Below are 25,340 nucleotides of genomic sequence, written 5' to 3' on the forward strand. Positions count from 1 at the left end.
TTTTTCTTCTATTGCTTTATTTTTTACTCTTTCATTTGTTCTCGTAAATAAAAAAATATGAGACTAAAATTTTTAACAGCACTAGCAGTACTACTAGCTAGCAGTTCCTTCTTGCAATCGTGCTCGAAGGAGGACAACAATCGACCGCAATCCATCCAAGACAGCAAAACAACCCTACTGGCCACACATGTCTGGAAAACCACTGCCATTCGAGATCACCAAGGAAAGAAGCTCGATCTTGCTTCAGGTCCCGTTCAGACCTATACGGGTTATGCCTATTATCGTCGAGACGGAACATTTCGCTTTGTAGATTTCAATGACAAACCCAAACTATTTGGTACTTGGAAGCTAACAGATGGAGCAAGTAAACGCCATTTAACGGTGTACAACAACGAAAATTCTACCGCCTATACCCGGACCGTAGATCTCCTGGCGGTAAACAACAGTTTATTTTCCTATAGAATTGTGCCTGATCCTAGCAAACCCAACACATTCTATGAGGTAGATCACCAACCTGTGACCAATCATCCGGAACCCCTAACGCCAGCTCAGCTTTTGGCGGCCGTTCCTTGGAAAACTGTTGCTGTATTGGATATCACCGCAGGGGTTCAACAGGCTAAAAAACTGAACATGAATACAGCTCCTGCAGCCGATTATGTAGGAAATACCTACTATACTAATGTTCATGGCAATGCCTATTTCCCCAAAAATAAAGAAGGAAAATACGCCAATGGTACATTTGCTTTTACAGCGCTTAACGATAAGAAAAACGTGCGTTCAAAAGGAGATTGGTATGTTTCTGTCGATGGAACACAACGCACACTCATTGGTCGAAATCCCAATCAATCTATCGCTTGGGAACAAAAAGTTTATATCGTAGAACTAACTACGGCTAAGTTTACCTATGACATTCAAGTAGGTAAAAAGATGCTTCGCGTCTTTCATCAACCCTTAACAAATTAAATTCAGACTTGAACTATTCCAAGGCTTTTTCTCTTTAGAAAAAGCCTTGGATGTTATTCCCAACGATGTATAATATTTGCTCGTTCTATCCTTCTGTATTCATTGGGTGATACCCCCATTTCCTTTCTGAAAAACTTAGAAAAATAACTAGGCGATGGATAGCCCAATTCAAACGCTATAGCGGCGATATCTCGCGTGGTATTAATGAGGAGTAATTTAGCATAAGCCACATTAACCTCGTTAATCAATTGCTTTGCAGAACGTCCAAGTACGGTTTTAATACATCGATTCAAATAATTTTCTGACAAACACAAGGAATCCGCATAATAGCTGACAGATTTTTCCCGAATATGAGAGTCAATCACCAATTCTTTAAATCGATAGGCAATTTCTAAATCCCTCGAACTGAAGGTATAATTAACCGTATAGCAGTTTAAGCGCGATAAAATGGAGTAAAAAATAGGAACATACACACTAGGTCTAATCACGTGCAATCCCAATTCTCCATAGAGCAACAACATACTTGCGGTCAATGCCTGCGTATCGTAATACTCTAACTTGTAGTAAGGCATATACTTGATTTCCTCCTTTTTGTCGTGCATCAGTAAATACTGTGTAAAAATATCAGATTCATAGAAAATGATAAAACCCTTAACATCGTCAGAAAGGTATTGCGTAGCAGTCCAAAGCCCTTGTTTTACATGTAAACACTCACCTGGAGCAATGCGATAATGCTGAAAACTAATCAGCTGTTCAAATTCGCCTTGGGTAATAAAGATGATAAAACTAAAGGCCGTTCTATACGGGCTTACAGGCTTTACAATACCCGTTAAATATTCCTCTATTTTATAGATTTGAAGGGAGTTCGTATTGCTGAGTATCGCCAAATCGAGATAAGGCAAATATCTTTTTTTATAATCATAACTAGATAAAATCGAAGCAACTTCTTTCATATAAAAATACAGTAAAAAACACCTCTAAAGGTAAGTATAAAATCGATACGCTTCCATGGCATGAAAAGGGATAGTATTGGCATGATATGGCTATTTACTTGAGGTCAACAAGTTTTTACTTTTGTACAAAACTTTAAGAACTATGTATTTAACTCATCAAGAAAAGGAAAAAATGCTTCTTTTATTTGCGGCAATTGTGGCCAAGAGCAGAAAAGAAAAAGGATTAAAACTGAGCTATCCAGAAGCTGTAGCCTACTTATCTGGACATATAATAGAGGGAGCAAGAGAGGGAAAAACGGTACAGCAATTGATTGGTGAATGCAACCAATTATTAACCTGTGACGATGTTATGCAAGGGGTTCCCGAATTAATTGAGCAATTACAAGTAGAGGCGATGTTTGTCGATGGAACAAAGCTCGTTTCACTCAATTCCCCAATACCATCTAACCCGACTACAACGCTAGCTGCAGGGGCATATTCCTTTGCTTCTGACGACATTGAACTTTCAGCGGGCAGAAAACGCCTTCAAGTTTCAGTTGTCAATACAGCGGATCGTCCTGTACAAGTCGGATCTCACTTCCATTTTTACGAAGTAAATCCAGCCTTACATTTTGATCGTGAAAAAACCAAGGGCTATCACTTAGACATTGCTTCGGGCTTATCGATTCGATTTATGCCAGGGGTTACAGAAACAGTAGATCTTGTAGCATACGCAGGAGAAAAAATCATCCACGGATTTACAGGAAAAATAAATGGTTCGATTTAATTTAAAAGCAAGAAAGTAAGATGAAAAAAATATCACGTAAAGAATATGCCAGCTATTTTGGACCAACAACAGGGGACAAAATACGCTTAGCGGATACCGATCTTTGGATCCAAATTGAAAAAGACTATACCACCTATGGGGATGAGTTAATTTTTGGTGGCGGAAAAGTAGTACGCGACGGAATGGGGCAACATCCTTTAGCTACAAAAGAACAAGTGTTAGACACTGTAATTTCCAATGTGATTATTATAGATCATTGGGGAATTGTAAAAGCAGACATCGGCATTAAAAACGGCCTTATTGTAGGCATTGGAAAAGCGGGTAATCCTTTGATTATGGATGGGGTATCGCCCAATATGATTGTGGGAGTGGGTACGGAATACATCGCGGGTGAAAACCTAATTGTTACAGCGGGCACCATAGATACCCATGTGCATTATATTTGTCCACAGCAATTTGATGTTGCCCTGCAATCGGGAACGACAACTGTTGTAGGTGGAGGAACAGGTCCTGCGGCGGGCACCCTTGCTACAAACTGTACTTCAGGAGCTTGGCATTTGCAACGCATGGCTTTAGCAACAGACAAAATACCAGTAAATTTCATCTTTTTAGCCAAAGGAAACAGTTCGAGTGCCACAGCATTACACGAAATTGTAACTGCAGGTGCTGGCGGAATGAAAATTCACGAAGATTGGGGCAGTACGCCTTACGTATTAAACAAGTGTTTGGAAGTGGCTGATCAAGCCGATATTCAAGTGTGTATTCACACCGATACCCTAAACGAAGCTGGTTTTGTAGAAGATTCACTCAACGCCTTCAACGGAAGGTCTATTCACACCTATCACACGGAAGGTGCCGGCGGTGGACATGCACCTGATTTATTAAAAGTGGTTGAATACGATAATATTTTGCCTTCTTCCACTACACCGACCAATCCTTTTACCATCAATACTATTGATGAACATTTAGACATGATGATGATTTGTCATCACCTAGACAAAAATATACCAGAGGATATTGCTTTTGCTAAATCGAGAATTCGAGAACAAACCATTGCTGCTGAAGGTGTTTTACACGATATGGGAGCGATTTCCATGATGAGTTCCGATTCACAAGCCATGGGCCGTATTGGCGAAGTAGTGACCCGTACTTGGCAAATTGCCGATAAAATGAAGAAAGATTTTGGCCCCTTACACCCTGATACAAACAATGATAACTTCAGAGCCAAACGCTATATAGCCAAATATACGATCAACCCTGCAATAACACATGGTATAGCAGATTATGTAGGATCAATAGAAGTAGGCAAAATGGCCGATTTGGTTTTCTATCGACCGTGTGCTTTTGGGATAAAACCCGAAATGGTAGTCAAAGGAGGCGTAATTGCCTATGCAGGAATGGGCGATCCCAACGCGTCTATCTCTACTCCTCAACCTTATATGTACCGCCCAATGTGGGGCACTTTTGGCAAAGTCGTAGGAGAAATCTCAGCCTTGTTTGTAGCCCAACAAGCTATTGATCACGGTGGACTTCAAGAACTAGGGGTTGAAAAGGCACTTAAAGCAGTCAAGAATACCCGTCAGGTGAAAAAATCAGATTTAATTCACAATGCAAGTCAACCTCATATCCATATGAATCATCAAACCTATGAGATTCAGATCGACAATCAACCTGTTTCCATTCAACCATCCCAATCATTGCCTTTAAGTCAATTGTATCATATATAGACTTTTGGAAATAGAGAATAAAAAGGAGTAAAGTTTTCACAACAAGGTAGTAGAGCCCCCTACTACCTTCTTTTTACAGCTATTGACCCAAAGCGGTTAAGAAGGAAACACTAGATGTACCTTAGGCAGTAATTTTATTTCCTACAGTTGCACCCTTCTTGTACGAAAGCTGTTGACCCGTCCTAAAAAAACTGTACAGTAATAAAAGGATGAATAAAAATCTGTACAGTATGAAGTAGGATTATTAACTATAGCTGTACAGTTATAGTAGGACGAGACAAGATGAGTCCATAATGAGTCCATAGTGAGTCCATAGTGAGTCTATAAAAAACACGCTTTTTACTAGACTCACTATGGACTCACTTTGCTGTAACTCTGTACTCATATAGAAGGAAACCAAAGCATACCCTTTAGAAGATAAGAAGAAGAGGCAGGGCTTTAATTTCCCATCATCGCATATTTCCCATTATATCTCATCTCGTTTACCTTTGTTATGCCTTCGATAAATCTAGGCGTGGTTTTGTTTTTTACTCTTCCACTGGGCATTTTATAACAAATCCTTCACACATAGTGTCATTTTTTATTCGTATATTTAGGCTTCTCGAAATAAGTTTTACTGGCTTCCGTAAAATTACAAGAGTAGACGCTAATCACTATAAATAAAACTTATAGTAAAATAAATAACAATAATCAAATATAATGGTTTATACCAATTCGATACGCTACTTTTGTAAGAGAAATAAGAAAGGAAAAACAAATATTAACTTTAAAAAATAAATAATATGTCTTTAGTAGGTAAAAAGTTTCCAAACATTACAGTAGATGCAATTTCAGAAATGGGTGATAATTTAAGAATCAACATTTTCGAAGAAGCGACAAAAAACAACAAAAAAGTATTGTTATTCTGGTATCCGAAAGACTTTACTTTTGTATGTCCTACAGAATTACACGCTTTCCAAGAGGCTCTTCCTGAATTTGAAAAAAGAAATACAATGGTAATTGGAGCGTCTTGCGATACAAACGAAGTTCACTTTGCTTGGTTAAACACAGCAAAAGACAACGGAGGAATCGAAGGAGTTACTTACCCTATTATTGCTGATACACAAAGAAATTTATCTTCAGTATTAGGAATTTTAGACGTTGAAAGTGAAGTGTATAACGAAGAGTTGGATTCAGTACAAATCGAAGGATCAAACGTTACATACAGAGCGACTTATTTGATTGACGAAACAGGAAAAATCTTCCATGAGTCAGTAAACGATATGCCATTAGGAAGAAACGTTAATGAGTACGTGAGATTAATCGACGCTTACACACACGTTCAAACACATGGTGAAGTATGTCCTGCAAACTGGGAAGAAGGAAAAGACGCAATGAATGCAGACAGAAAAGGTGTTGCTGATTACTTAAGCAAACACTAATTAGGTATTAACGCAAAAAAACAAAAAAATGCTTTTAGAATTAGAACAAGATAACTTACAAGAAATTGTAGGTCAAAACGAAAAAGTAGTTGTACAATTTTCAGCTACATGGTGTGGTAATTGTAGAATTATGAAACCGAAGTTTAAAAAGCTTTCAACAGAAAAAGAGAATATCACTTTTGTTATTGCAGATGCTGAAAAATTCCCTGAATCGAGAAAACTAGCTGACGTGAGTAATTTACCTACATTCGCTACTTTTGTTAACGGAAAACTAGTGAACCAAACCCAAACAAATAAAACGGAAGTTTTACACGAGTTGGTTGGAGAAATCGGTTAATTCTAAAAAACAAATAGCATGAAATTACCTGTAATCAAGCATTTAACTCAATTTATTGAGGACAATGATCAAGACTATATCATAGAAACTTTAGAAGTATTGGAAAACCTAACGGAAGTTCCCTCTTTAAAAGACGAAGAATTAGACGTTATTGGTGAATTAATTTCCAATATGTACGGAGCACTAGAAGTTCAGAAATTAATGAAAGAAGGTGCTACACAAAAAGAAGCATTAAATAGCTTCATGCAAAGAGTACTAGGGTCTATCGACAAATAATCTTTATATTTTACATAAAAAGCTACGAGGTTTCACTTCGTAGCTTTTTTTTCTTCTCCCTCGATTGACTTTCTTGTTGTAGATTAAGCGATCTTCCCACCTATGCCACCTACCTTTGTATGGTAAATAAAAGATCACTCTACCATGAAAATAACAGCTTTTGCTGCTAGTAATAGCAGACAATCCATCAACTTAGAACTGGTAAAACACGCCCTTGCCGATTTTGGTGAACACGAGATTCAGCTATTGGATTTAAACGACTATGAAATGCCGATTTATTCTCCTGAGCGAAACCAAGAAGGTGTTCCAACACAGGCGTTAGCCTTTAATCAAATCCTAAAAAATAGCGATGCTTTAATTATTGGCTTAGCAGAACACAACGGAACATTTAGTACTGCGTTTAAAAATATTTTTGACTGGGGATCACGTGTTGACAAAACGCTTTTCCAACAAAAACCTATGTTTTTACTCTCTACCTCTCCAGGGCCTAGAGGCGGACAATTCGTAATGGAATCAGCTAAAAATATTTTCCCCTTCTTTGGTGGAAATATTAAGTCTCACTTTTCACTTCCTAGTTTTCAAGACAACTTTAAGGATGGAACTATTGTCGATGACAACCTAAAAATAGAATTTCAAGCGCGATTAGGCGATTTTAAATCAACATTACAACAACACTAAACACTGCTTTTTCAACAAAAGAGGTTATCCTTTAGGGGATAGCCTTTTTTTATTGCCATTCCTTCTTTTGTCCTCTATTTAAGTTCTTTCTCCTTTTTTTAAACTGCAAATTGATTCGTACCTTTGCACAACTTAAAAACGAGTAGCAGTTAGAAGCAATCCTATGTGCAAAACACTACTGCTCACCAGTAAACAGTTCATTTATGGTGAACTGAAAAAGCAGTGTAAACCATGACAACGAACTTCATTGTACAATTCCTTAAACAAGAAAGCCAGCACTTATTTCGAATGAAACACAGTGATCGCCTGTGGCATGTTCCCTTTATGGCGATGTTTGCCATTGGAGTTCCCCTGCTTACGGGATGGTATTTTGACAATCTACAGGCGGGTTTATTGGCGTGTTTAGCAGGATTAGTCATCCTCTATGTGCCTTCTAACTTACCTACTCCCCAGCGAATGTTTATTATGCTGGTGTGTTCTTTTGGATTTATGTTTTCCTATGTTGTTGGGGTTATTTTTAGCTTTAACTACCTCGTTTCTGCGGTTGTATTTGGCTTATTTGCCACGGCTGTGCATTGGATTTCGCTTTACTTTTCCATGCCTCCTCCGGGTAGTTTCTTCTTTATTATGATTGCTTCTATGGCGAGCAATACACCTTTTGACTTTACTACCATTGCCACGCGTATTGGATATTTTGTACTGGGTACCATGTTTGCCTGTACGTTGGCATTGATCTATAGCTTTATCGTCGGACGTCGATACCTTCCCCAAACTCCGGTGCGCATTATACAACCCGTTCCTATCAAAACGCAAGTAGACTACCTAATTCGCGCGTTGATTGTTGGACTATTTATGTTTATCTCTTTGTTACTAGGCAATTTACTGCATTTCAACAATCCATATTGGATTCCGATTTCGTGTTTGGCCATTATGCAGGGAATTTCTGTATATCACGTTTGGCAACGCGCCTTACACCGCATTGCAGGAACATTTATTGGCATTGGTTTGTGTTGGGTCTTGATCTCCATTTCACAACAACCCCTCTACTTGTGTATCTGTATTATGCTCTTGCAATTTATTATTGAGATTTTTATTTCGCGCAATTACACCCTTGCTGTGGTTTTCATAACGGCTCTAACCGTGTTGTTAGCCGAAGCGGGAAGCTCGTTAATACACTCCCCTAACACCTTAATTCAAAGCCGATTAATCGACATCATTATCGGTAGCTTACTCGGGGGAATTGGCGGTTGGCTCTTACACCATGAATACATAAGAGAGCATACGGTTGACCGAATTAGAAGCACGCGAATTGTGTTGAAAAGAAGACGAAAAAAAAACTAATTTACTCGTATATTTCGTCTGACTTAGTTGAAATCTCTAGGCGTATGAACAAGCACCAAAAACGAATGATTGTCTGTAAGTGGCTACCAAAAAACATAGCTGCCTTAACGCTGTACCCCTTTGTGATCTACAAAAAAGCCGCTTATGCCGAAGATCCTGTACTAGTCAACCACGAACGCATCCACCTCAAACAACAAATCGAACTGCTCATTATCCCTTTCTATCTCTGGTATGCAATCGAATTCATCCTGCGTTTTCTCTACTGTAGAAATTCGCGCAAAGCGTATCGAGCCATTTCCTTTGAACGAGAAGCATATGAGCACGAAGCCGACTTCTCCTATCTCGAGAAACGAAAGTGCTATAACTTTTTGAGAAAGAGATAGGAGAAACAGGCGGGTAGGACTACTGCAATTTTACATTTTCAATTTCTTCAACGGTTCGAATCAGTTCAGGTCCTAGATGTTGGAATCCATGGTCTTCGATGCGGAAATTATCTTCAATTCGAATACCGCCAAAAGATTTGTAGGCGTTTAATTTGTCGTACTGTATAAAATCGCTGTGTTTTTTTTCGGCTTGCCAGCGTTCGATCAATTCAGGGATGAAGTAAATCCCTGGTTCAATGGTTAGTACATGTCCAGTTTTCAACGCCTTACCCAAACGCAGTGATTTTAACCCAAATAGCTGTGTTTCTTTAGGTTGTTGAGGGGTATAGCCTACGTATTGCTCACCTAAATCCTCCATATCGTGTACGTCTAATCCCATGAGGTGCCCCAGGCCACATTGAAAAAACAAGGTATGAGCATGCGCTTGTACTGCGTCTTCTGCTCTACCCTTCATCAGTCCAAAATCAATTAGTCCTTGAGATAAAATCAAAGCAGCGTGTAGATGTACATCTTTAAACGCAACGCCTGCTTTCAGCTTGCTTTTTGCGCCTTCAAAAGCGGCGAGAACCACTTGATAGAGCTCGCGTTGTTCTGGGGTAAATTTGGCATCAACGGGAAAGGTACGCGTTAAATCAGAAGCATATCCACTTGGAGTTTCACATCCAGAATCATTCAACAACAATTGTCCCGATTGCAGCGTATTGCCCAAGTAGTGGTTGTGGAGGATTCCTCCATTCACAGTAACAATGGACGGATAAGCTAATCTGCAATTTTCCTGGGCGGCAACCTGTTGAATGGCAGCAGCTATTTCGTACTCTTTTACACCTGGTTTTGCAAGGCGCATGGCCGTTAAATGCATGGCATTGGTAATCGTCAGTGCTTTCTCTATTTCGCTGATCTCTTGATCTTCCTTAATCTCCCTTTGGGCAACCACAGCTTGAATAAAAGGTATAGAAGGCTGGAAATCAGCAATTGATAGTTGAAGTAATTCCCCTAACAAAATCTTATTCGCCGGTTGATAAGGTGGCAAATAATGTATGTTGCGTTGGGTCGTCATGGCTGTTGCCACATAATGAGCTAATTCAGCATACGAACGCATTTCAGTAACCCCTGCTCGCTCACATTTAGCCTGTAACGTTTCTTGTCTACCCATCCATACTAAAGCATCCATAGTCATTTCATCGCCGAAAATTACCGTGCGATTTTCATCTAAATCAACAATAGCAGCGATATGAGGCTGTTGTATTCCAAAATAGTACAAGAATGTACTGTCTTGGCGAAAAGGATACGTATTGTCCTCAAAATTAATGGGATATTCCCCGTTGCTTAAAAACAACAGAAGTCCTTGACGCCCCATTGTCTTCATCAGTACTTCTCTTCTATGTATATAGGTTTGACTGCTAAACATCATCTTTCTTATTAGATTTTATACAATTCATTTTTATTTGCTACACCCACCCCACTCAGACGTTAAAATCTTTCATTGCGGGCATATTGATTTCTTTTACACAAGTGGCCCTACTCGTTTGCAGGACAAAGCGAATGGCTGCTAACACATCCTCTAGGGGAATAAGCGCACCATCCGTTTGAGCTATTACATCCTCTACCGCAACATGGTGATCGTATTCCGTTGCTAGATAGCCTAAATTTAAAACACTTATTCCGATGCTGTGCTCGCGTAAGCTTTCTCGTAAAGCGTGTACCATGCCGCGCAAAGCAAATTTAGAAGCCGAAAAAGCCACTTCTCTCCCCTTGTGGTTTTCCAATCCCCAAGTAGACCCTATAAGAATAATCTTGGCATTAGGGCTTTGTTTCAAATGGGGAATAAAAGCTTGTAAAGACAATAGACAAGCGGTTACATTCGTCTGAATAATTTGAATAATCTCCGTTTCAGAAGATTGTTCAAAGTCATACGTATCCTCAAAAGCCTCTTGCTCCCAAATACCAACATTGTAAATCAAATAATCCAATGGTTGATCTGCAATCACTTTACGAACTGCTGCTACCGCTTCTGTGGGTTGGGATAAATCCGCTTGTATCCAAGTTGTATTGGGTGCTAGGTCAACTGGTTTGGATCGAGAAACACCATAAACAACATCGGTTTCCTGAGGAATCCCTTGGGCGATGGCTCTGCCTAACCCTTTACTGATCCCGTATAGTAAATATTTCTTACTCATTGTTCAACATTTATACACAAAGCTAAGGTAGAATAATCTATGCTACACATTATTATACAAAATTTAAAATAATCTCAACAAACACCCAAAAAAATATATTTCTTACCATAAAATACAAAAAACACAATTTAATTACTGTATATTTACGCTAAAAAATAAATATGATACATAATTTTTTAAAAATTAGTCTTCTTTTTGGTATTTTTTGTTTGACTACAACAACTATTGCCCAGTCTAAAATAGTACTTAAAAACGTAGAGATTTTTAATGGGAAGGACAGTAAAACAACGCGCGGTTCTATCGTCATAGAAAAGAATAAGATTTCAAAAATTTTAACAGGTGAGGTAGCAGCGGCAGATCTTGATCAAGCGCAAGTAATTGACGGTCAAGGTAAGTTTGTAATGCCGGGGATGATTGATGCGCATTGGCATTCTTTTTTAGCGGCCAATTCCAATCAAGCGATAATGTTGGGTGATGAGAGTTTTTTGTTCATCAATGCGGCGAAGGAATCAGAGAACACCCTACAACGCGGGTTCACTACAGTACGAGATTTAGGTGGCCATGTGATGGGAATCAAACAAGCCAACGACTACGGCATTAATAAAGGGCCGCGTATTTACCCTAGTGAGGCGATGATTTCACAAACGGGGGGACATGGAGACGCGAGTTTTCCTTGGACCGAGCCCCGTATGATTGACCATACACCTCCGAGATTTCAAGTGCTTGGCGGAAGTATTATTGCTGATGGAGAACAAGAAGTAACGGTAGCGGCGAGAGAGCAACTTCGAAAAGGAGCTTCTCAGTTGAAGGTGATGGCCGGTGGAGGTGTTGCAACGATCTACGATCCCTTAGACGCAACCCAATACACAACCAAAGAAATTAAAGCGGCCGTAGACGCGGCAGAGAACTGGGGCACTTATGTCACTGTACACGCTTATACCCCACGCGCAGTAAGACAAGCAATCGATGCTGGGGTAAAATGTATTGATCACGGGCATTTACTCGATGAAGAAACGGTTAAGTTACTTGCGCAAAAAGACATTTGGCTGAGCATGCAACCCTTTGATTTAGACGCAAGTGCTTATAGCAATCCCGAGCAAGCAGCCAATAAAAAACTAGTGGGAACAGGCACAGAAAACGTGTATACATGGGCGAAACGCCACAAAGTAAAATTGGCTTTTGGAACAGATTTAGTCGCTCCACCAAAAAATCCACTTAGACAAAATGAATTAGTTGTCAACCTCAAACAGTGGTTTAGCAACTTTGAAATACTGAAGATGATTACCTATGACAATGCACAATTGTTGAAAATGAGCGGACCTAGAAATCCTTATCCTGCTGATTTGGGTACACTCGCTGCAGGTGCTTATGCCGACATTCTTTTGTTTGACAAGAGTCCTTTGGAAAACATAGAGGTGATTGGCGATCCAAAAAACAATTTACTGTTAATCATTAAAGATGGCAAAGTAGTAAAAGATCAGATAACCCAGAAGTAATTGTTCTTCTCCCTTATATAAAAAGGCTTTTATCCAGGTGATAAAAGCCTTTTTTCTATTGGACACACCCTAGTTTTTCACCAGGTTCACTTCACAATTTTTAAACATTTATACTTATATTTGCTTCCACTTAAATTTAAAAATCAAATCGTGCGATTTACTAGATTAATTCATGTAAAACATCGGATAATTAGGTTTAAGCAATAGAGATAGTGCTCTGGATGCGAATCCAGTACAGCTGTTCTATTCTGTATTTGTCGTTGACGTTGATGCGCAAAGATTCCGTCTTGTTCAACAAGAAGGATGGAATACCAACTTCGCGCAAACTATCGCAACAACCTGTAAAGATTCAGTTCGGCTAAGCGGGTGAAAGGGCTGAATTAAAGGCCATTGAAACAAAAAGTAACTTTCAAAAAAACAAAGATGAATCATCTCCAACACATTATTGAACAGGCCTGGGCAGATCGTAGTTTGCTTCAGGATCAAGATACACAAGACGCTATTCGCGAGGTCATTGAAGCGATTGACCAGGGCAAATTGCGCGTGGCAGAGCCCGTTGATACAGGATGGCAAGTGAATGAATGGATAAAAAAGGCGGTTGTTTTATACTTCCCCATTCAAAAGATGGAAACCTTTGAGGTGGGTATTTTCGAGTACCACGACAAGATGCCTTTAAAGCGCAATTATGCGGCAAAGGGTATTCGCGTTGTTCCTCATGCCGTGGCAAGACATGGGGCCTATATTTCTTCTGGTGTCATTTTAATGCCTTCTTACGTCAATATTGGAGCATATGTAGATGAAGGAACTATGGTTGATACATGGGCTACTGTGGGTTCATGTGCGCAAATTGGCAAGCACGTACACCTGTCTGGTGGGGTAGGCATTGGTGGGGTATTAGAACCCCTACAAGCAGCTCCTGTCATCATTGAGGATCATGCGTTTATTGGTTCACGTTGTATCGTTGTTGAAGGCGTTCGCGTGGGTAAAGAAGCGGTTTTAGGAGCGAATGTCGTGTTAACGGCATCGACAAAAATCATTGATGTAACCGGAGATCAGCCTGTGGAAATGAAAGGATACGTACCTGAACGAGCGGTAGTCATTCCGGGGTCTTATACCAAAAAATTTCCCGCTGGAGAATATCAAGTGCCTTGTGCTTTGATCATTGGACAACGCAAACCATCGACTGATTTAAAAACATCGTTAAACGATGCATTGAGAGAATACAACGTTGCGGTTTAACACAACCACAACCCCTTAATACAATTACCACAGTATGCATCTACTGTGGTAATTTACGTTTAAATGACAAGTTAATTTTATGACTACGCTATTTTCCAAAAACATCAAAGTATTCACTTTGAGATTCTTACTTATTTTCGCCTTTTACCAACTCGTGCGCTTTGGTTTTTATTGGTACAATAAACATCTCTTAGATCCCATTGACTTAAAAGTAATCACAGGGGGTATTCGCTTTGATTTGGCAGCACTTGGCTTTATAAACCTTGCCTTTGCTCTACTGCATCTATGGCCAGGGAAATTTCAGACGAAAAAAGGCTATCAAACGTTTGTGTTTTACAGCTTTTACTTGGTCAACATTCTTATCCTTTGTTTAAATTTCGTTGATTTCGAATACTTTAGATTTATTGGCCGACGCAGTTCTTACTCCTTCATTACAGCTTCAGGGATGGAAAATGAATTGCCGAGGTTATTGAGAAATTTTATTGTAGATTACTGGTGGATTCCATTGTTCATGCTGGGATCCTTCCTTTTCTTTTGGTTTATTTACCGCAAGATAAACTACAAAATATACGACGCTCGTTTTAATTTTCCACAAGCCATTCTCGCCCTTGTTGTGACGGGTATATTGCTAATTTTTGGACGTGGCGGGTTCCAACCCAAACCCATCCGATTGGTTGACGCAGCAGGATATGGCGGCTTAAAAAACACCGCCTTGGTTTTAAATACTCCCTTTACAGTATTGAAAACAATGGGAAAAAAAGAATCCCTACCCGATTATAATTTCTATAGTGAAGAAGAATTGTTGAGCATTTTTAACCCCGTTCAGACCTTTCACTACGACTCGGTCAACAAAAAAAATGTTGTTTTGTTGATTGTTGAGAGTTTTGGCCGTGAGAATATGCATATTGGATTAACGCCTTTCATGGATTCACTAGCGGCAAACAGCTACTTTTTTGAGCATGGTTTTGCCAATGGCAAGGTTTCTATTGATGCTGTTCCCTCTACTATTTCGAGTATTCCCAGCCTAATGGATCGCACGTTTATTACCTCGAGTTATGCGTTAAACGACGTGTATCCGCTACCAAAAATACTCAACGATCAAGGGTATCACACTGCTTTTTTTCACGGTGCATTTAACGGAAGTCAGAATTTTGACCAATACGCTAATGTTGCTGGATTCAAAGAGTATTACGGCAAAAATGAATACGAAGGTCCAGAAGCTTTTGATGGAACTTGGGGTATTTTCGACGAAGAGTTTTTGCAGTTCTTCGCCAACAAATTAGATCAGTTCGACACGCCTTTCTTTTCGACTTTATTCACTATTTCTTCACATAATCCCTATACGATTCCAGAAAAGTACAAGGGGAAATTTCCAAAGGGAACAGGAGCAATACACGAATCCATTGCCTATGCAGATTATGCCCTGCGTCAATTTTTTAAAACAGCACAAACAAAATCGTGGTACAACAACACGCTTTTTATTGTCGTTGCTGACCACACCTCTTCTGATGGACAACAAGAAAAATGGAAAAACAATGTAGGGAAATTTAGAATTCCCATCTTGTTTTTTGCTCCTGATGATCCTTCGCTTCCTGTTGCCAAAGTTGAGCGCAACTTTCAACAAATTGACTTATTACCTAGTTTGATGGATTATTTGCAACTCAATACACAAATTGTGTCCTTTGGTAAGTCATACCGATCCGAACAAGATTTTGCGGTTAGTTACTTGAACAACCTCTACAACTACGAAGAGGGAGACTATTACTTGGCCTTTGACGGCACGCGCAGTTTAGGACTGTATAATTGGAAAGTAGACCCGGAGTTAAAAGACAATCTTTTACAGAAGGAAAAGGCAAAAGTGCAAGAAATGGAGCGTTTTCTTAAAGCTTACATCCAAACATTTAACGTTCGTGTAAAAAACAATCAGTTAATAATTAAAGAATAATTGATTGTTTTTTAGCATCTTTACGACAAAATAACAATGGTATAATCTGATACGTTACAAAAACAACATACACAATGGCTATAAGTGGATTAGTAATAACATTTAATGAAGAAAAAAATATAGGGAAATGCATTGATGCTTTATTTCAATATTGTGATGAAGTGATCATTATTGATTCCAACAGCAAAGACAAGACAGTTGAGATCGCCAAGAGCAAGGGCGCACAAGTTTACCTACAGGCGTTTTTAGGAGATGGACCTCAACGTTCTCATGGCTTGCAATACTGTAAAAACGATTGGATTATGAATTTGGATGCGGATGAATTTTTAGATGATGATGCATTAGCCTTTATACGGTCCAAATCTTATGAAAACAGTCCTTATGATGGCTTCAAATTTCGGGTTAAAAATTTCTTAGGCGATAAATTAATCAATTTTTCGGGTTGGTACCCTGATTCCAAGGTTCGTTTTTTTAACAAAAAAACAGCTCATCCATCAGCTGATATCACCCACCAATACATTGTAACCACCCAGGAGAAAAGTGTGAATGTTCACATTTTGCACTATGGTTGGCAGAATTACAAACAAGTGATTGACAAAAAAAATCAATATTCTACATGGGCATCCCAACAAATGTTTGAAAAAGGAAAAAAAGTTTCTGCGTTCAAACCTGTATTAAATGGTACGGTTGCCTTTATTAGATGTTATTTTTTCAAAAAAGGGTTCCTCAACGGGATTGATGGCTTGGCTTTTGCAATAATACAGTCTTTCTTCTCGTTTATGAAGTATGTAAAACTTATCCGATTGCATAAATCGAATCAATAGTTTGGATAAAAAAACACATTAAATTGCTTGAATCATATTTATGAAAAAAAAGATAACTCTTTTAATTCCCACCAAGAATGAGGAGTCTAACATAAGGGACTGCATTTTATCTGCTAAAAACATAGTAGACGATATCTATATTGTCGATTCTTATAGCACAGATAAAACGGTAGACCTAGCCCGTGAGCTTGGAGCTCATATTCTTTCTCGACAATTTGACAACTATTCAGATCAAAAGAATTGGGCAATCGCTCAAGTTCCTAACGAATGGATACTCTTACTGGATGCAGATGAAAAGATCACACCTGAATTAGAAAAGGAAATCACCGCTTTAGTAGAACAAGACACTATAGATCAATACGATGCCTATTGGGTATATCGCAAGAATTTCTTTTTTAATCGCGAAATAAAGTATTCAGGTTACCAAAAGGACAAGGTTATTCGCTTGTTCAAGAAAGCGAGTTCTCATTATACGAATCGCGTACACGAGTGTTTACACATTGAAGGGCATGTGGGTTTTTTGAAAGAGAAACTCTACCACAATACCTATCGTGGCTTTGATTTTCACTTGGCTAAACTGAGTCGATATGCCAGTTTACAAGCGGAGGATTACGACAAGAAGACTGGGAAATTAACGGGTTATCACTTCATTTTGAAACCGGGGATGCGTTTTTTCAAGCACTATATTATAAAACAAGGATTTAGAGATGGAATTGCGGGATTAATTCTCTCTTCCCTTAACGCTTATGCCACCTTTTTACGCTACGTGAAGTTGTGGATGTTGCGCAATAATATTGAAAGCTAACTGCAGGCGATTCTCGTTATTTTTTATACCTTTACTACTAAACGCTTCTTATGCATACTTTTAGGTTTTTATTTCTATTATTTGTGCTGTTCAGCTTCGCAAGTTGCCGAACGGATATGGATTTTGAACCCGCTACTCAAGCTTTGCGTTTTTCTTCGGATACGGTTTATTTGGATCCCGTTTTTTCAGAAACACAGTCGAGTTCCTATTTGGTAAAAATCTACAATACGAGTAATAAGAACATCAAAATTCCACAACTCAGGTTGGGCAAAGGTGATCAATCCTACTTCAATTTATTAGTAGAAGGGGTGTCGGGCAAACAATTTTCCAATGTAGAACTTTTAGCCAAAGACAGCTTATATGTTTTTATTCACACCTTAGGCAAAGCCGATCCACAAGCCAAGGAGTTCATTTACACCGATCAGTTACGCCTAATGGGCAATGCACAACCTCAGAGCATTGAACTGGTAACGTTGATCAAAGATGCATATTTTTTACATCCAGGAAAGGCGGATCAACAAGTGCTTCACGATATAAAAATTGCCGATGAAACAACAGTTGAGGGATTTTATATAGGAGATACTAACGTTCACGCAAAGAATACGCTCCACATGGACAATGCCAAGCCTTATGTGGTTTATGGGTATGCGATTATACCTGAGAATCAAACCCTCTATATCGCTGCGGGAACTGAATTATACTTCCACGAGAATTCGGGTATTATTGGCTTAAAAGGCAGTGCAATTCAAGCAAAAGGCACAAAGGAAGAACCCATTATATTTCGCCATGATCGCCTGGAAGCTTCTTATGCGTACACCGCGGGACAATGGTCGGGCATTCGCTTGGAACAACCTGGGGCTAGTACCTTAGATCACGTGCGAATCGAACAGGCAAAGATTGGTCTATACCTGGATCAGGCTGAGGATTTTACCCTGACAAACGCTCAATTGTACAATCATGCATATACCGCTTTAGAAGCGATAAACTCAACGCTAGTGGGGCAAAATATCGTGGCAGCTACAACGCAAAATGCAACAGTGGTATTGCGCAATGGTGGCAATTACCTTTTTCAGCATTGTACGTTTAGCAACAGTGGATTTCGTCCAGACCAACTGGCCTTGCGTATCGAAAATAGCAAGGATGCTCCTTTCGAACGCCTACTAATTCAAAACAGCCTGCTACACACAGCTATCGCACAGAGTTTTGCCTTTATAGGGGATGAAGCACCAAGCCAAGTACAATTTGACTCCAATGCGCTAAAAGATACCAGTAAGCGCAAAGCAACTGCTGCAGTATACAACTACGACAACGAACAGATGTACCTCAACAATATTTTCTTGGACACTCCTACCCTTGCGGCAGTGGATTTCCAAGATCCCAAAAAGAACCTCTTCTACTACTCTAGTCTGATGACACACTTACTCGCTAAGGGCAATCGCACTATTGCAGCAAGTGTTCCGCTTGATTTAGACGGTAAAGATCGACGAAACGCACCAGATTTGGGGGCTTACCAGCATATTGAAACTACGAAAGAATAATTTTTTAATTGTCTTTTTTTAGTATATTTTTGCATCTTACAACAACAACTAAAATAATCTTATCGCAATGATTTATTTCTTCGAAAACCCTTCGAAAAAGTTCTACGCTGTTCAGGTGGAGAACGTTTTATCTATTGAAGATATTCAAAAACTAAATTGGCTTTTTGGCAATGCTACGCATCTAGACCAAAAAGTAATCCACAACAAATTTATTGGTCCACGTGCAACGATGATTACTCCTTGGAGCACCAATGCGGTTGAAATTACCCAAAACATGGGCATCAATGGAATTGTTCGCATTGAAGAATTTTTCGAAGCAAACCAACAGGAATTTGATCCGATGTTGTCTCAAGTATACGAGGTGTTAAATCAAGATATTTTCGCGATTAACATTCAGCCTGAGCCTATTCTGTACATCGAAGATATTGCGAAATACAATCAAGAAGAAGGTTTAGCGCTAAATGAGGAAGAGATTGCATATTTAGAAGACTTAGCTCAAAAAATAGGACGTAAACTAACAGATTCAGAGGTATTTGGTTTTTCACAAGTAAACTCAGAACACTGTCGTCACAAGATATTTAACGGAACCTTTGTCATAGATGGAGAGGAGAAACCGACTTCTCTATTCAAATTAATCAAAAAGACGTCGGAGACGAATCCGAATGCGATCGTTTCGGCCTATAAAGATAACGTTGCATTTGTAAAGGGGCCACGTGTTACCCAGTTCGCACCTAAATCGGCAGATAAGCCAGATTTTTATGTGGAGAAAGAATTCGATTCTGTAATTTCATTAAAAGCGGAAACGCATAACTTCCCTACCACGGTAGAGCCCTTTAATGGAGCGGCAACGGGATCAGGAGGAGAGATACGCGATCGTTTAGCGGGGGGACAAGGATCATTACCATTGGCAGGAACTGCGATCTATATGACTTCTTACTCGCGTTTAGAAGAGAATCGCCCGTGGGAAAAAGCCATGGATGAAAGAGCGTGGTTATACCAAACCCCAATTGATATTTTAATCAAAGCTTCGAATGGAGCCTCTGATTTTGGAAATAAATTTGGTCAACCGTTAATTACGGGATCAATCCTTACTTTCGAACACGAAGAAGACGCGCGCAAACTTGGTTTTGACAAAGTCATCATGCAAGCGGGAGGAATAGGGTATGGAAAGTTAGAGCAGGCGAAAAAACACAAACCAGAACAAGGAGATCAAGTCGTGATTTTAGGTGGAGAAAACTACCGCATTGGTATGGGAGGAGCTGCGGTTTCTTCTGCTAATACGGGGGCTTTTGGTTCGGGTATTGAGTTAAATGCTATTCAGCGTTCAAACCCTGAAATGCAAAAACGCGCGGCGAATGCAATCCGCGGTTTAGTTGAAGCAGACCACAACCCTATTGTATCGATTCACGATCACGGAGCAGGTGGACACCTAAACTGTTTATCTGAATTGGTAGAAGAAACAGGAGGTCATATCAACCTAGATAAACTACCTGTAGGTGATCCAACACTTTCTGCAAAAGAAACGATTGGAAACGAATCACAAGAGCGTATGGGATTGGTCATTGCTCAAAAGGATATGGATACCTTAACGCGTATTGCGGAGAGAGAACGTGCACCGATGTATGCTGTGGGTGAAATCACCAATGATCATCGCTTCACGATTGAATCAGCAAAAACAGGAGACAAACCAATGGACTTTGCTATTGAAGAAATGTTTGGTAGTTCGCCTAAAACAATTATGGCTGATCAAACCATCGAACGCATTTACGCGGATTTAGATTATAGCGTTGAAAAAGTAGATGAATATTTAAACCAATTGTTACAATTAGAGGCTGTTGCATCTAAAGATTGGTTGACCAATAAAGTGGACCGTTGTGTGGGCGGTCGTGTGGCTAAACAACAATGTACAGGTCCTTTACAGTTGCCGTTAAACAATTTAGGGGCGATGGCGCTTGATTTCAAAGGAAAAGAAGGAATTGCTACAACAGTAGGCCATTCTCCTGTTGTTGCTTTAGTTGATCCAACAGCGGGAAGTAGAAATGCCATTGCAGAAGCCTTATCTAATATTGTGTGGGCGCCGCTAAACGAGGGAATGAAAAACATTTCTTTATCTGCTAACTGGATGTGGGCGTGTAATAACCCTGGAGAAGATGCTCGTTTATACGAAGCCGTACAAGCGTGTTCGGATTTTGCTATCGAATTGGGAATTAATATTCCAACAGGAAAAGACTCCCTTTCAATGAAGCAAAAATACCCGAATGACGAGGTAATTGCTCCTGGAACGGTTATTATATCTGCAGCATCAAACTGTACAGATATTACGAAAATCGTTGAACCAACCTTGAAAAAAGACGGTGGATCGATTTACTACATCCGCTTATCTCAAGATGAATTCAAATTAGGAGGTTCTTCTTTTGCACAGATTTTAAACAAAATTGGGCAAGAAGTTCCTACAATTCAAGATGCGGCTTATTTCAAAAAGGCATTTAATGCGGTTCAGGCCTTAGTAAACAATGGACAAATTGCAGCTGGACACGATATAGGAAGCGGTGGTTTAATCACTACCCTATTGGAAATGACGTTTGCTGATGTGAATTTAGGAGCGGCATACGACTTGACTGCTTTACATGAAAAAGACACCGTAAAAGCGCTTTTCAACGAAAATATTGGTTTAGTCATTCAGGCGAAAAACGACAGCGAGTTCGAAAAAGCACTAGCAGCAGCGGGTGTTGAGGCGACTAAAATCGGGACGGTTCACACGGAAGAAACTGTTAGCTTTAAAAATGGCAACGACAGCTTTAGCTATAGTGTTCCGGCAATTCGCGATACGTGGTTCAAAACCTCGTATTTATTGGATCAAAAACAAACGAAAAACGACAAAGCGACAGATCGCTTTAACAACTATAAAAAACAACCCTTACAATTTGCATTTCCTTCTCAATTTAACGGTAAGAAGCCGGCGATTGACGCGTCTAAACCTCGTCCAAAAGCAGCGATTATCCGCGAGAAAGGAAGTAACTCCGAGCGTGAGGTTGCCAATGCAATGTACTTAGCAGGATTTGATGTAAAAGACGTTCACATGACGGATTTAATCTCAGGAAGAGAAACACTAGAAGACATCCAATTTATTGGAGCAGTAGGTGGATTCTCTAACTCAGACGTATTGGGATCTGCAAAAGGATGGGCTGGTGCATTTATGTACAACGAAAAAGCTAACACTGCTTTGAAAAATTTCTTTGCGCGTAAGGATACACTTTCTGTGGGGATTTGCAACGGATGTCAGTTGTTTATGGAATTAGAGTTAATCAATCCAGAGCACGCTGTACACGGAAAAATGTTACACAACGATTCTCAGAAGCACGAGAGTAACTTTACTTCTGTAAAGATTCAAGAAAACAACTCCATCATGCTATCTACTTTAGCGGGTAGTACCTTAGGTGTTTGGATTTCACATGGTGAAGGTAAGTTCAACTTGCCAGAGGCAGAAAGCAACTACAACATTGTAGCGAAATACGCCTACGATAGCTATCCTGCTAATCCAAATGGATCGGATTACAACACAGCGATGTTATGTGATTCAACAGGACGTCACTTGGTAATGATGCCACATATTGAGCGTTCCTTATTCCAATGGCATTGGGCAAATTACCCTGAAGGTCGTCAGGATGAAGTTTCACCTTGGATGGAGGCATTTGTTAATGCGCGTCAATGGATCGAAGCAACGAACGAAAAATAAAATAAGTAAAAAGCCCTCTAATTCGAGGGCTTTTTTTATGGTCATTAACAAGTAATTAGCAGTAAACTACCTGCGTTGTCGAAAAAAATATGTAGCTTTATAGGAAGGCACTCAAATGCGTGCGCTTATCAATTGAAAAACATGTAAAAAGAAATCATTATGAAAGTAAGACCTATTCGTACGGCGGAAGATTATCACATGGCTATGATAAAGGTACAATTATTAGAAAGCACACCACAAAACAAAGATACTATTGATGAATTAGAGGTGTTGCATATTCTAATTGAAAAGTATGAGCGAGACAATGCCCCTATGGGAATGCCCGATCCGATTGACAGTATCAAAATATACAACCAATACTTTTCTGATGATAAAGAAGAGTAACTAAAAAAACCAACACCCTGCGTAAAGCCATGTGTTGGTTTTTTGTTTTATTTTTTACTATAGACATGACAGCGTCAAACGTGCTAAATATTTACATGAAGAAGGTTCAGGCTTTCCTCTACCCTATTTGTTTAATGACGTTGCGAACTCCACCTGCATTGAACACCTGTTGATAGCCTAACTGTTCCAATACTCTTTTTGCCTGTTGGCTGCGCATTCCACTTCGACAGTATACAATAATGGGGGTATCCTTACTATAGCGACCTATTTTAGTCGTTAATTGATCTAGGGGTATATTAATCGCTTTCTTTGCGCCTCCGCCGAGATATTCTCCTTGGGAACGCACATCAATGAGTAGCGCTCCTTCTTTTAATGCCTTTGCCCAGTCTACTTTTGCTTCAGATGACCCAAAAAGGCTTTTTAACCACTGTAACATATTTTTTCTTTTAACTATTCAAAGATAGTACACCCGTATAGGCTGTACCGTAACTTGTGTTACACTACGCTTATTTTGTAGTCCTTCGCCTTACTCTCGAAGTTTGAAAAAAGGATAGACTTCCTCGTAAAAATCGTGAGTTAACGCCACATCGCGAACAAAGCTTACAAAATCCATCTTGTAATCATATCGCGTATAGGGCGTATGTAGCATACATTGGTGAATGGCATGTCCCACTGCTTTTTGCTGCTGTGTATTCGCTAAGTCATACAGCTGTTTTAACAGGAGTCCGTCTGTGGTCCACTGGGCACTATGTTGTATAAACACTTGATCCAAAATTTGTTTCACTTGGATTTGCCACTGTTTATCGCTTTGCATATTGTTAAGCGATAAAGCAAACCAGGTGCTATAGTTTTGGTAAAAATCCTCAAACTTCTTACTGTGATGGGAAATGCGTTTGTCAAAAGCTTTCATCGCATTCATAATCGTTGCAAACAAAGCATAAGCAATGGGTTTATCGAGGTTTACGGTGATGAAATCATTTACTGGTTCAAAGGCAATTTCTAACGTATCTAAGATTTTTTTAATCTTCACACCTTCCAGCGTTTTCCTCTTACCAGCAACCGCCTTAAAGGTTTGCTCCATAATATCGGATACATAAGTAGCGGTATAGTCCGTTTTTTCTTGTGAAAACGTAACGATAAACTGTTGTTCTAAGGTTTTGTTTTTCTTGAATATTTCTGCCAACCACTGTGCCAGCGTCTCTTTGGTTTGCGCTTCTAACAAAGCACCACTGGCAGAAATCTTGGCTTTTGCTCTTCCTTTTTTAGCCAATTGTGTTGGTGCAACCTTCACTCCTTTTTGGGCAATATGCTGCAGTACCGCTGCCTGGTGAATACAGCGTGTTCCCTCCAGCACACAGTCACACGTCATTTGTTGGACAACTAGCTCATCTAGCTGTATGTGTACGTCATAGGTTGCTTCCCCTTCATCGACAAAAGCGACGAAATACCCTTTAACTTCTTCATCTAATTCTCTAACTTCTACGGTCTTAATTCTCGCTTTCTCTTGGGTAGTTAAGCGTTGAAGTAGTTCTTGTATGGTCATGTATGCGTTGTATTATTCTATTTTTTTGCTTGTTCACCGTCTAAAGCTATTTGAACAAGAGCAATTAGTTCATCTTTTGTCATCAATTGATTGAGGTAATCTTCTAGACTTCCCTCGTTGGTCATCTCGCCAAAAAAATCTTCGTGATCGGTGCCAAAAACGGTTGGATTATCTGGTTGAGGATCGTCTAAACTAATATACAATTGATCAGGGAATCCGTAACTGTAAAACAATTGTAAAAATTCACCACCTTCTTTTCCCGTCACTTTTTGCACTTCACTGAGGTCTATAAGGGTATCATCGTCAAAATATCCAATATACCACTCGTCATAATCGGCGGTCCCTGCTGTGAAAGGCGTAAATAGCACAGGTTGCCAAAAAGTTTGTCCATGAGGTTCTTCTGTCAGGACATAGAAGTGATCTAGGATTTTTTGATACAATAATTCGCGGTTGTTCTCTACTAAATCGCGATGTTGTTCAATAAAATCGCCTAGTCCATAAATAGGTTCCGTTTCTGCTGCCGTTGCCCAAGGCGTATCGACAGGTTTTCGGTATAAAACAGTCGAAAAGTCAATACTCAAGAGATCTGCTACACGCGAAATGCCTTTTACTTGACTAATATCTCCACCTAATTGACTAATTCGTTCTAAAATTTCTTTTTTCATCCTCTATTTTTTATCACCTAGCTATTACCTCTCGTCTTCCAATTGACAAGTTAATACTACCTACTAAAGTCTTAGTATGCTCAGCGGTTTGAATTTTCAAAGATACAACAAGTGGCCAGTTTACAGCTTACAGTTTTACTTCT

Annotated in this window: 23 protein-coding genes; 17 read left to right on the forward strand and 6 right to left on the reverse strand. The window is 39.5% G+C overall.

The window, feature by feature from the left end:
- Positions 1-57: 57 nt before the first annotated feature.
- On the forward strand, positions 58-963 hold the full coding sequence (locus H4K35_RS04010) for a DUF4822 domain-containing protein (RefSeq protein ID WP_182626106.1): 906 nt from the start codon (positions 58-60) through the stop codon (positions 961-963).
- Between the two features lie 53 nt (positions 964-1,016).
- On the opposite strand, the gene H4K35_RS04015 is transcribed toward H4K35_RS04010, so the two are convergent.
- Positions 1,017-1,916, reverse strand: coding sequence for an AraC family transcriptional regulator (locus H4K35_RS04015; protein ID WP_182626107.1), 900 nt, complete (start codon positions 1,914-1,916; stop codon positions 1,017-1,019).
- Between the two features lie 142 nt (positions 1,917-2,058).
- Between H4K35_RS04015 and H4K35_RS04020 the strand changes: the two genes are divergently transcribed.
- The 8 genes from H4K35_RS04020 to H4K35_RS04055 all read left to right on the forward strand — a co-directional run bounded on the left by H4K35_RS04020 (position 2,059) and on the right by H4K35_RS04055 (position 8,845).
- Positions 2,059-2,682 carry an urease subunit beta gene (locus H4K35_RS04020; protein ID WP_182626108.1) on the forward strand — a complete coding sequence of 208 codons (624 nt, stop codon included), beginning with the start codon at positions 2,059-2,061 and terminating at the stop codon, positions 2,680-2,682.
- Between the two features lie 20 nt (positions 2,683-2,702).
- On the forward strand, positions 2,703-4,409 hold the full coding sequence (ureC, locus tag H4K35_RS04025; RefSeq protein WP_182626109.1) for an urease subunit alpha: 1,707 nt from the start codon (positions 2,703-2,705) through the stop codon (positions 4,407-4,409).
- 782 nt (positions 4,410-5,191) lie between these two features.
- Positions 5,192-5,830 (forward strand): peroxiredoxin, encoded by a 639-nt coding sequence (locus H4K35_RS04030; protein WP_002985718.1) that lies wholly within the window; start codon positions 5,192-5,194, stop codon positions 5,828-5,830.
- 28 nt (positions 5,831-5,858) lie between these two features.
- Positions 5,859-6,167: a co-chaperone YbbN gene (locus H4K35_RS04035; protein WP_182626110.1), complete on the forward strand. Its 309-nt coding sequence runs from the start codon at positions 5,859-5,861 to the stop codon at positions 6,165-6,167.
- An 18-nt stretch (positions 6,168-6,185) separates the two neighbouring features.
- Complete coding sequence (locus tag H4K35_RS04040) at positions 6,186-6,443, forward strand: hypothetical protein (RefSeq protein WP_158963096.1); 258 nt, start codon at positions 6,186-6,188, stop codon at positions 6,441-6,443.
- A gap of 144 nt (positions 6,444-6,587) precedes the next feature.
- Positions 6,588-7,121, forward strand: coding sequence for an NADPH-dependent FMN reductase (locus tag H4K35_RS04045; RefSeq protein WP_182626111.1), 534 nt, complete (start codon positions 6,588-6,590; stop codon positions 7,119-7,121).
- A 231-nt stretch (positions 7,122-7,352) separates the two neighbouring features.
- Positions 7,353-8,462, forward strand: coding sequence for an FUSC family protein (locus H4K35_RS04050; RefSeq protein WP_182626112.1), 1,110 nt, complete (start codon positions 7,353-7,355; stop codon positions 8,460-8,462).
- A gap of 44 nt (positions 8,463-8,506) precedes the next feature.
- Positions 8,507-8,845: a hypothetical protein gene (locus tag H4K35_RS04055; protein WP_255492358.1), complete on the forward strand. Its 339-nt coding sequence runs from the start codon at positions 8,507-8,509 to the stop codon at positions 8,843-8,845.
- A 19-nt stretch (positions 8,846-8,864) separates the two neighbouring features.
- On the opposite strand, the gene H4K35_RS04060 is transcribed toward H4K35_RS04055, so the two are convergent.
- Positions 8,865-10,253: an aminopeptidase P family protein gene (locus H4K35_RS04060; protein WP_182626295.1), complete on the reverse strand. Its 1,389-nt coding sequence runs from the start codon at positions 10,251-10,253 to the stop codon at positions 8,865-8,867.
- Between the two features lie 55 nt (positions 10,254-10,308).
- Positions 10,309-11,022: an SDR family oxidoreductase gene (locus H4K35_RS04065; protein ID WP_182626113.1), complete on the reverse strand. Its 714-nt coding sequence runs from the start codon at positions 11,020-11,022 to the stop codon at positions 10,309-10,311.
- Between the two features lie 161 nt (positions 11,023-11,183).
- Between H4K35_RS04065 and H4K35_RS04070 the strand changes: the two genes are divergently transcribed.
- The 8 genes from H4K35_RS04070 to H4K35_RS04105 all read left to right on the forward strand — a co-directional run bounded on the left by H4K35_RS04070 (position 11,184) and on the right by H4K35_RS04105 (position 22,989).
- Positions 11,184-12,518, forward strand: a complete 1,335-nt coding sequence (locus H4K35_RS04070) for an amidohydrolase family protein (protein ID WP_182626114.1) — start codon at positions 11,184-11,186, stop codon at positions 12,516-12,518.
- Between the two features lie 423 nt (positions 12,519-12,941).
- A complete protein-coding gene (locus H4K35_RS04075) occupies positions 12,942-13,757 on the forward strand; it encodes a 2,3,4,5-tetrahydropyridine-2,6-dicarboxylate N-succinyltransferase (protein WP_182626115.1) in 816 nt (271 codons plus the stop codon).
- Positions 13,758-13,836: 79 nt separating this feature from the next.
- The gene (locus H4K35_RS04080) at positions 13,837-15,702 is read left to right on the forward strand and encodes an LTA synthase family protein (protein ID WP_182626116.1); all 1,866 of its coding nucleotides are present in this window, start codon (positions 13,837-13,839) and stop codon (positions 15,700-15,702) included.
- 74 nt (positions 15,703-15,776) lie between these two features.
- Positions 15,777-16,526 (forward strand): glycosyltransferase family 2 protein, encoded by a 750-nt coding sequence (locus H4K35_RS04085; RefSeq protein ID WP_182626117.1) that lies wholly within the window; start codon positions 15,777-15,779, stop codon positions 16,524-16,526.
- 40 nt (positions 16,527-16,566) lie between these two features.
- Complete coding sequence (locus tag H4K35_RS04090) at positions 16,567-17,331, forward strand: glycosyltransferase family 2 protein (protein WP_182626118.1); 765 nt, start codon at positions 16,567-16,569, stop codon at positions 17,329-17,331.
- A gap of 116 nt (positions 17,332-17,447) precedes the next feature.
- Positions 17,448-18,869: a right-handed parallel beta-helix repeat-containing protein gene (locus tag H4K35_RS04095; RefSeq protein WP_255492359.1), complete on the forward strand. Its 1,422-nt coding sequence runs from the start codon at positions 17,448-17,450 to the stop codon at positions 18,867-18,869.
- A 67-nt stretch (positions 18,870-18,936) separates the two neighbouring features.
- On the forward strand, positions 18,937-22,605 hold the full coding sequence (purL, locus tag H4K35_RS04100; protein WP_182626120.1) for a phosphoribosylformylglycinamidine synthase: 3,669 nt from the start codon (positions 18,937-18,939) through the stop codon (positions 22,603-22,605).
- A 159-nt stretch (positions 22,606-22,764) separates the two neighbouring features.
- Entirely contained in the window at positions 22,765-22,989 is a 225-nt protein-coding gene (locus H4K35_RS04105; RefSeq protein WP_182626121.1) for a hypothetical protein, read from the forward strand.
- 118 nt (positions 22,990-23,107) lie between these two features.
- Here the strand turns inward: H4K35_RS04105 and H4K35_RS04110 are convergent, their stop codons facing one another.
- From H4K35_RS04110 to H4K35_RS04120, 3 genes are all read right to left on the reverse strand, one after another.
- The gene (locus H4K35_RS04110) at positions 23,108-23,425 is read right to left on the reverse strand and encodes a rhodanese-like domain-containing protein (protein WP_182626122.1); all 318 of its coding nucleotides are present in this window, start codon (positions 23,423-23,425) and stop codon (positions 23,108-23,110) included.
- 90 nt (positions 23,426-23,515) lie between these two features.
- Positions 23,516-24,532 carry a hypothetical protein gene (locus H4K35_RS04115; RefSeq protein WP_182626123.1) on the reverse strand — a complete coding sequence of 339 codons (1,017 nt, stop codon included), beginning with the start codon at positions 24,530-24,532 and terminating at the stop codon, positions 23,516-23,518.
- A gap of 17 nt (positions 24,533-24,549) precedes the next feature.
- Positions 24,550-25,197 (reverse strand): hypothetical protein, encoded by a 648-nt coding sequence (locus tag H4K35_RS04120; protein WP_182626124.1) that lies wholly within the window; start codon positions 25,195-25,197, stop codon positions 24,550-24,552.
- Positions 25,198-25,340 lie beyond the last annotated feature (143 nt).

This window comes from Myroides sp. NP-2 (assembly GCF_014145665.1).
Lineage (GTDB): Bacteria > Bacteroidota > Bacteroidia > Flavobacteriales > Flavobacteriaceae > Flavobacterium.

Bases quoted from the DNA above. Each gene is read 5' to 3' on its own strand.
- H4K35_RS04115 (WP_182626123.1), bottom strand. From the start codon at position 24,532: ATGACCATACAAGAACTACTTCAACGCTTAACTACCCAAGAGAAAGCG.
- H4K35_RS04020 (WP_182626108.1), top strand. From the start codon at position 2,059: ATGTATTTAACTCATCAAGAAAAGGAAAAAATGCTTCTTTTATTTGCG.
- H4K35_RS04030 (WP_002985718.1), top strand. From the start codon at position 5,192: ATGTCTTTAGTAGGTAAAAAGTTTCCAAACATTACAGTAGATGCAATT.
- H4K35_RS04120 (WP_182626124.1), bottom strand. From the start codon at position 25,197: ATGAAAAAAGAAATTTTAGAACGAATTAGTCAATTAGGTGGAGATATT.
- H4K35_RS04060 (WP_182626295.1), bottom strand. From the start codon at position 10,253: ATGTTTAGCAGTCAAACCTATATACATAGAAGAGAAGTACTGATGAAG.
- H4K35_RS04090 (WP_182626118.1), top strand. From the start codon at position 16,567: ATGAAAAAAAAGATAACTCTTTTAATTCCCACCAAGAATGAGGAGTCT.
- H4K35_RS04035 (WP_182626110.1), top strand. From the start codon at position 5,859: ATGCTTTTAGAATTAGAACAAGATAACTTACAAGAAATTGTAGGTCAA.
- H4K35_RS04050 (WP_182626112.1), top strand. From the start codon at position 7,353: ATGACAACGAACTTCATTGTACAATTCCTTAAACAAGAAAGCCAGCAC.
- H4K35_RS04075 (WP_182626115.1), top strand. From the start codon at position 12,942: ATGAATCATCTCCAACACATTATTGAACAGGCCTGGGCAGATCGTAGT.
- H4K35_RS04110 (WP_182626122.1), bottom strand. From the start codon at position 23,425: ATGTTACAGTGGTTAAAAAGCCTTTTTGGGTCATCTGAAGCAAAAGTA.
- H4K35_RS04055 (WP_255492358.1), top strand. From the start codon at position 8,507: ATGAACAAGCACCAAAAACGAATGATTGTCTGTAAGTGGCTACCAAAA.
- H4K35_RS04040 (WP_158963096.1), top strand. From the start codon at position 6,186: ATGAAATTACCTGTAATCAAGCATTTAACTCAATTTATTGAGGACAAT.
- H4K35_RS04015 (WP_182626107.1), bottom strand. From the start codon at position 1,916: ATGAAAGAAGTTGCTTCGATTTTATCTAGTTATGATTATAAAAAAAGA.
- H4K35_RS04095 (WP_255492359.1), top strand. From the start codon at position 17,448: ATGGATTTTGAACCCGCTACTCAAGCTTTGCGTTTTTCTTCGGATACG.
- H4K35_RS04070 (WP_182626114.1), top strand. From the start codon at position 11,184: ATGATACATAATTTTTTAAAAATTAGTCTTCTTTTTGGTATTTTTTGT.
- ureC (WP_182626109.1), top strand. From the start codon at position 2,703: ATGAAAAAAATATCACGTAAAGAATATGCCAGCTATTTTGGACCAACA.
- H4K35_RS04105 (WP_182626121.1), top strand. From the start codon at position 22,765: ATGAAAGTAAGACCTATTCGTACGGCGGAAGATTATCACATGGCTATG.
- H4K35_RS04085 (WP_182626117.1), top strand. From the start codon at position 15,777: ATGGCTATAAGTGGATTAGTAATAACATTTAATGAAGAAAAAAATATA.
- H4K35_RS04065 (WP_182626113.1), bottom strand. From the start codon at position 11,022: ATGAGTAAGAAATATTTACTATACGGGATCAGTAAAGGGTTAGGCAGA.
- H4K35_RS04045 (WP_182626111.1), top strand. From the start codon at position 6,588: ATGAAAATAACAGCTTTTGCTGCTAGTAATAGCAGACAATCCATCAAC.
- purL (WP_182626120.1), top strand. From the start codon at position 18,937: ATGATTTATTTCTTCGAAAACCCTTCGAAAAAGTTCTACGCTGTTCAG.
- H4K35_RS04080 (WP_182626116.1), top strand. From the start codon at position 13,837: ATGACTACGCTATTTTCCAAAAACATCAAAGTATTCACTTTGAGATTC.
- H4K35_RS04010 (WP_182626106.1), top strand. From the start codon at position 58: ATGAGACTAAAATTTTTAACAGCACTAGCAGTACTACTAGCTAGCAGT.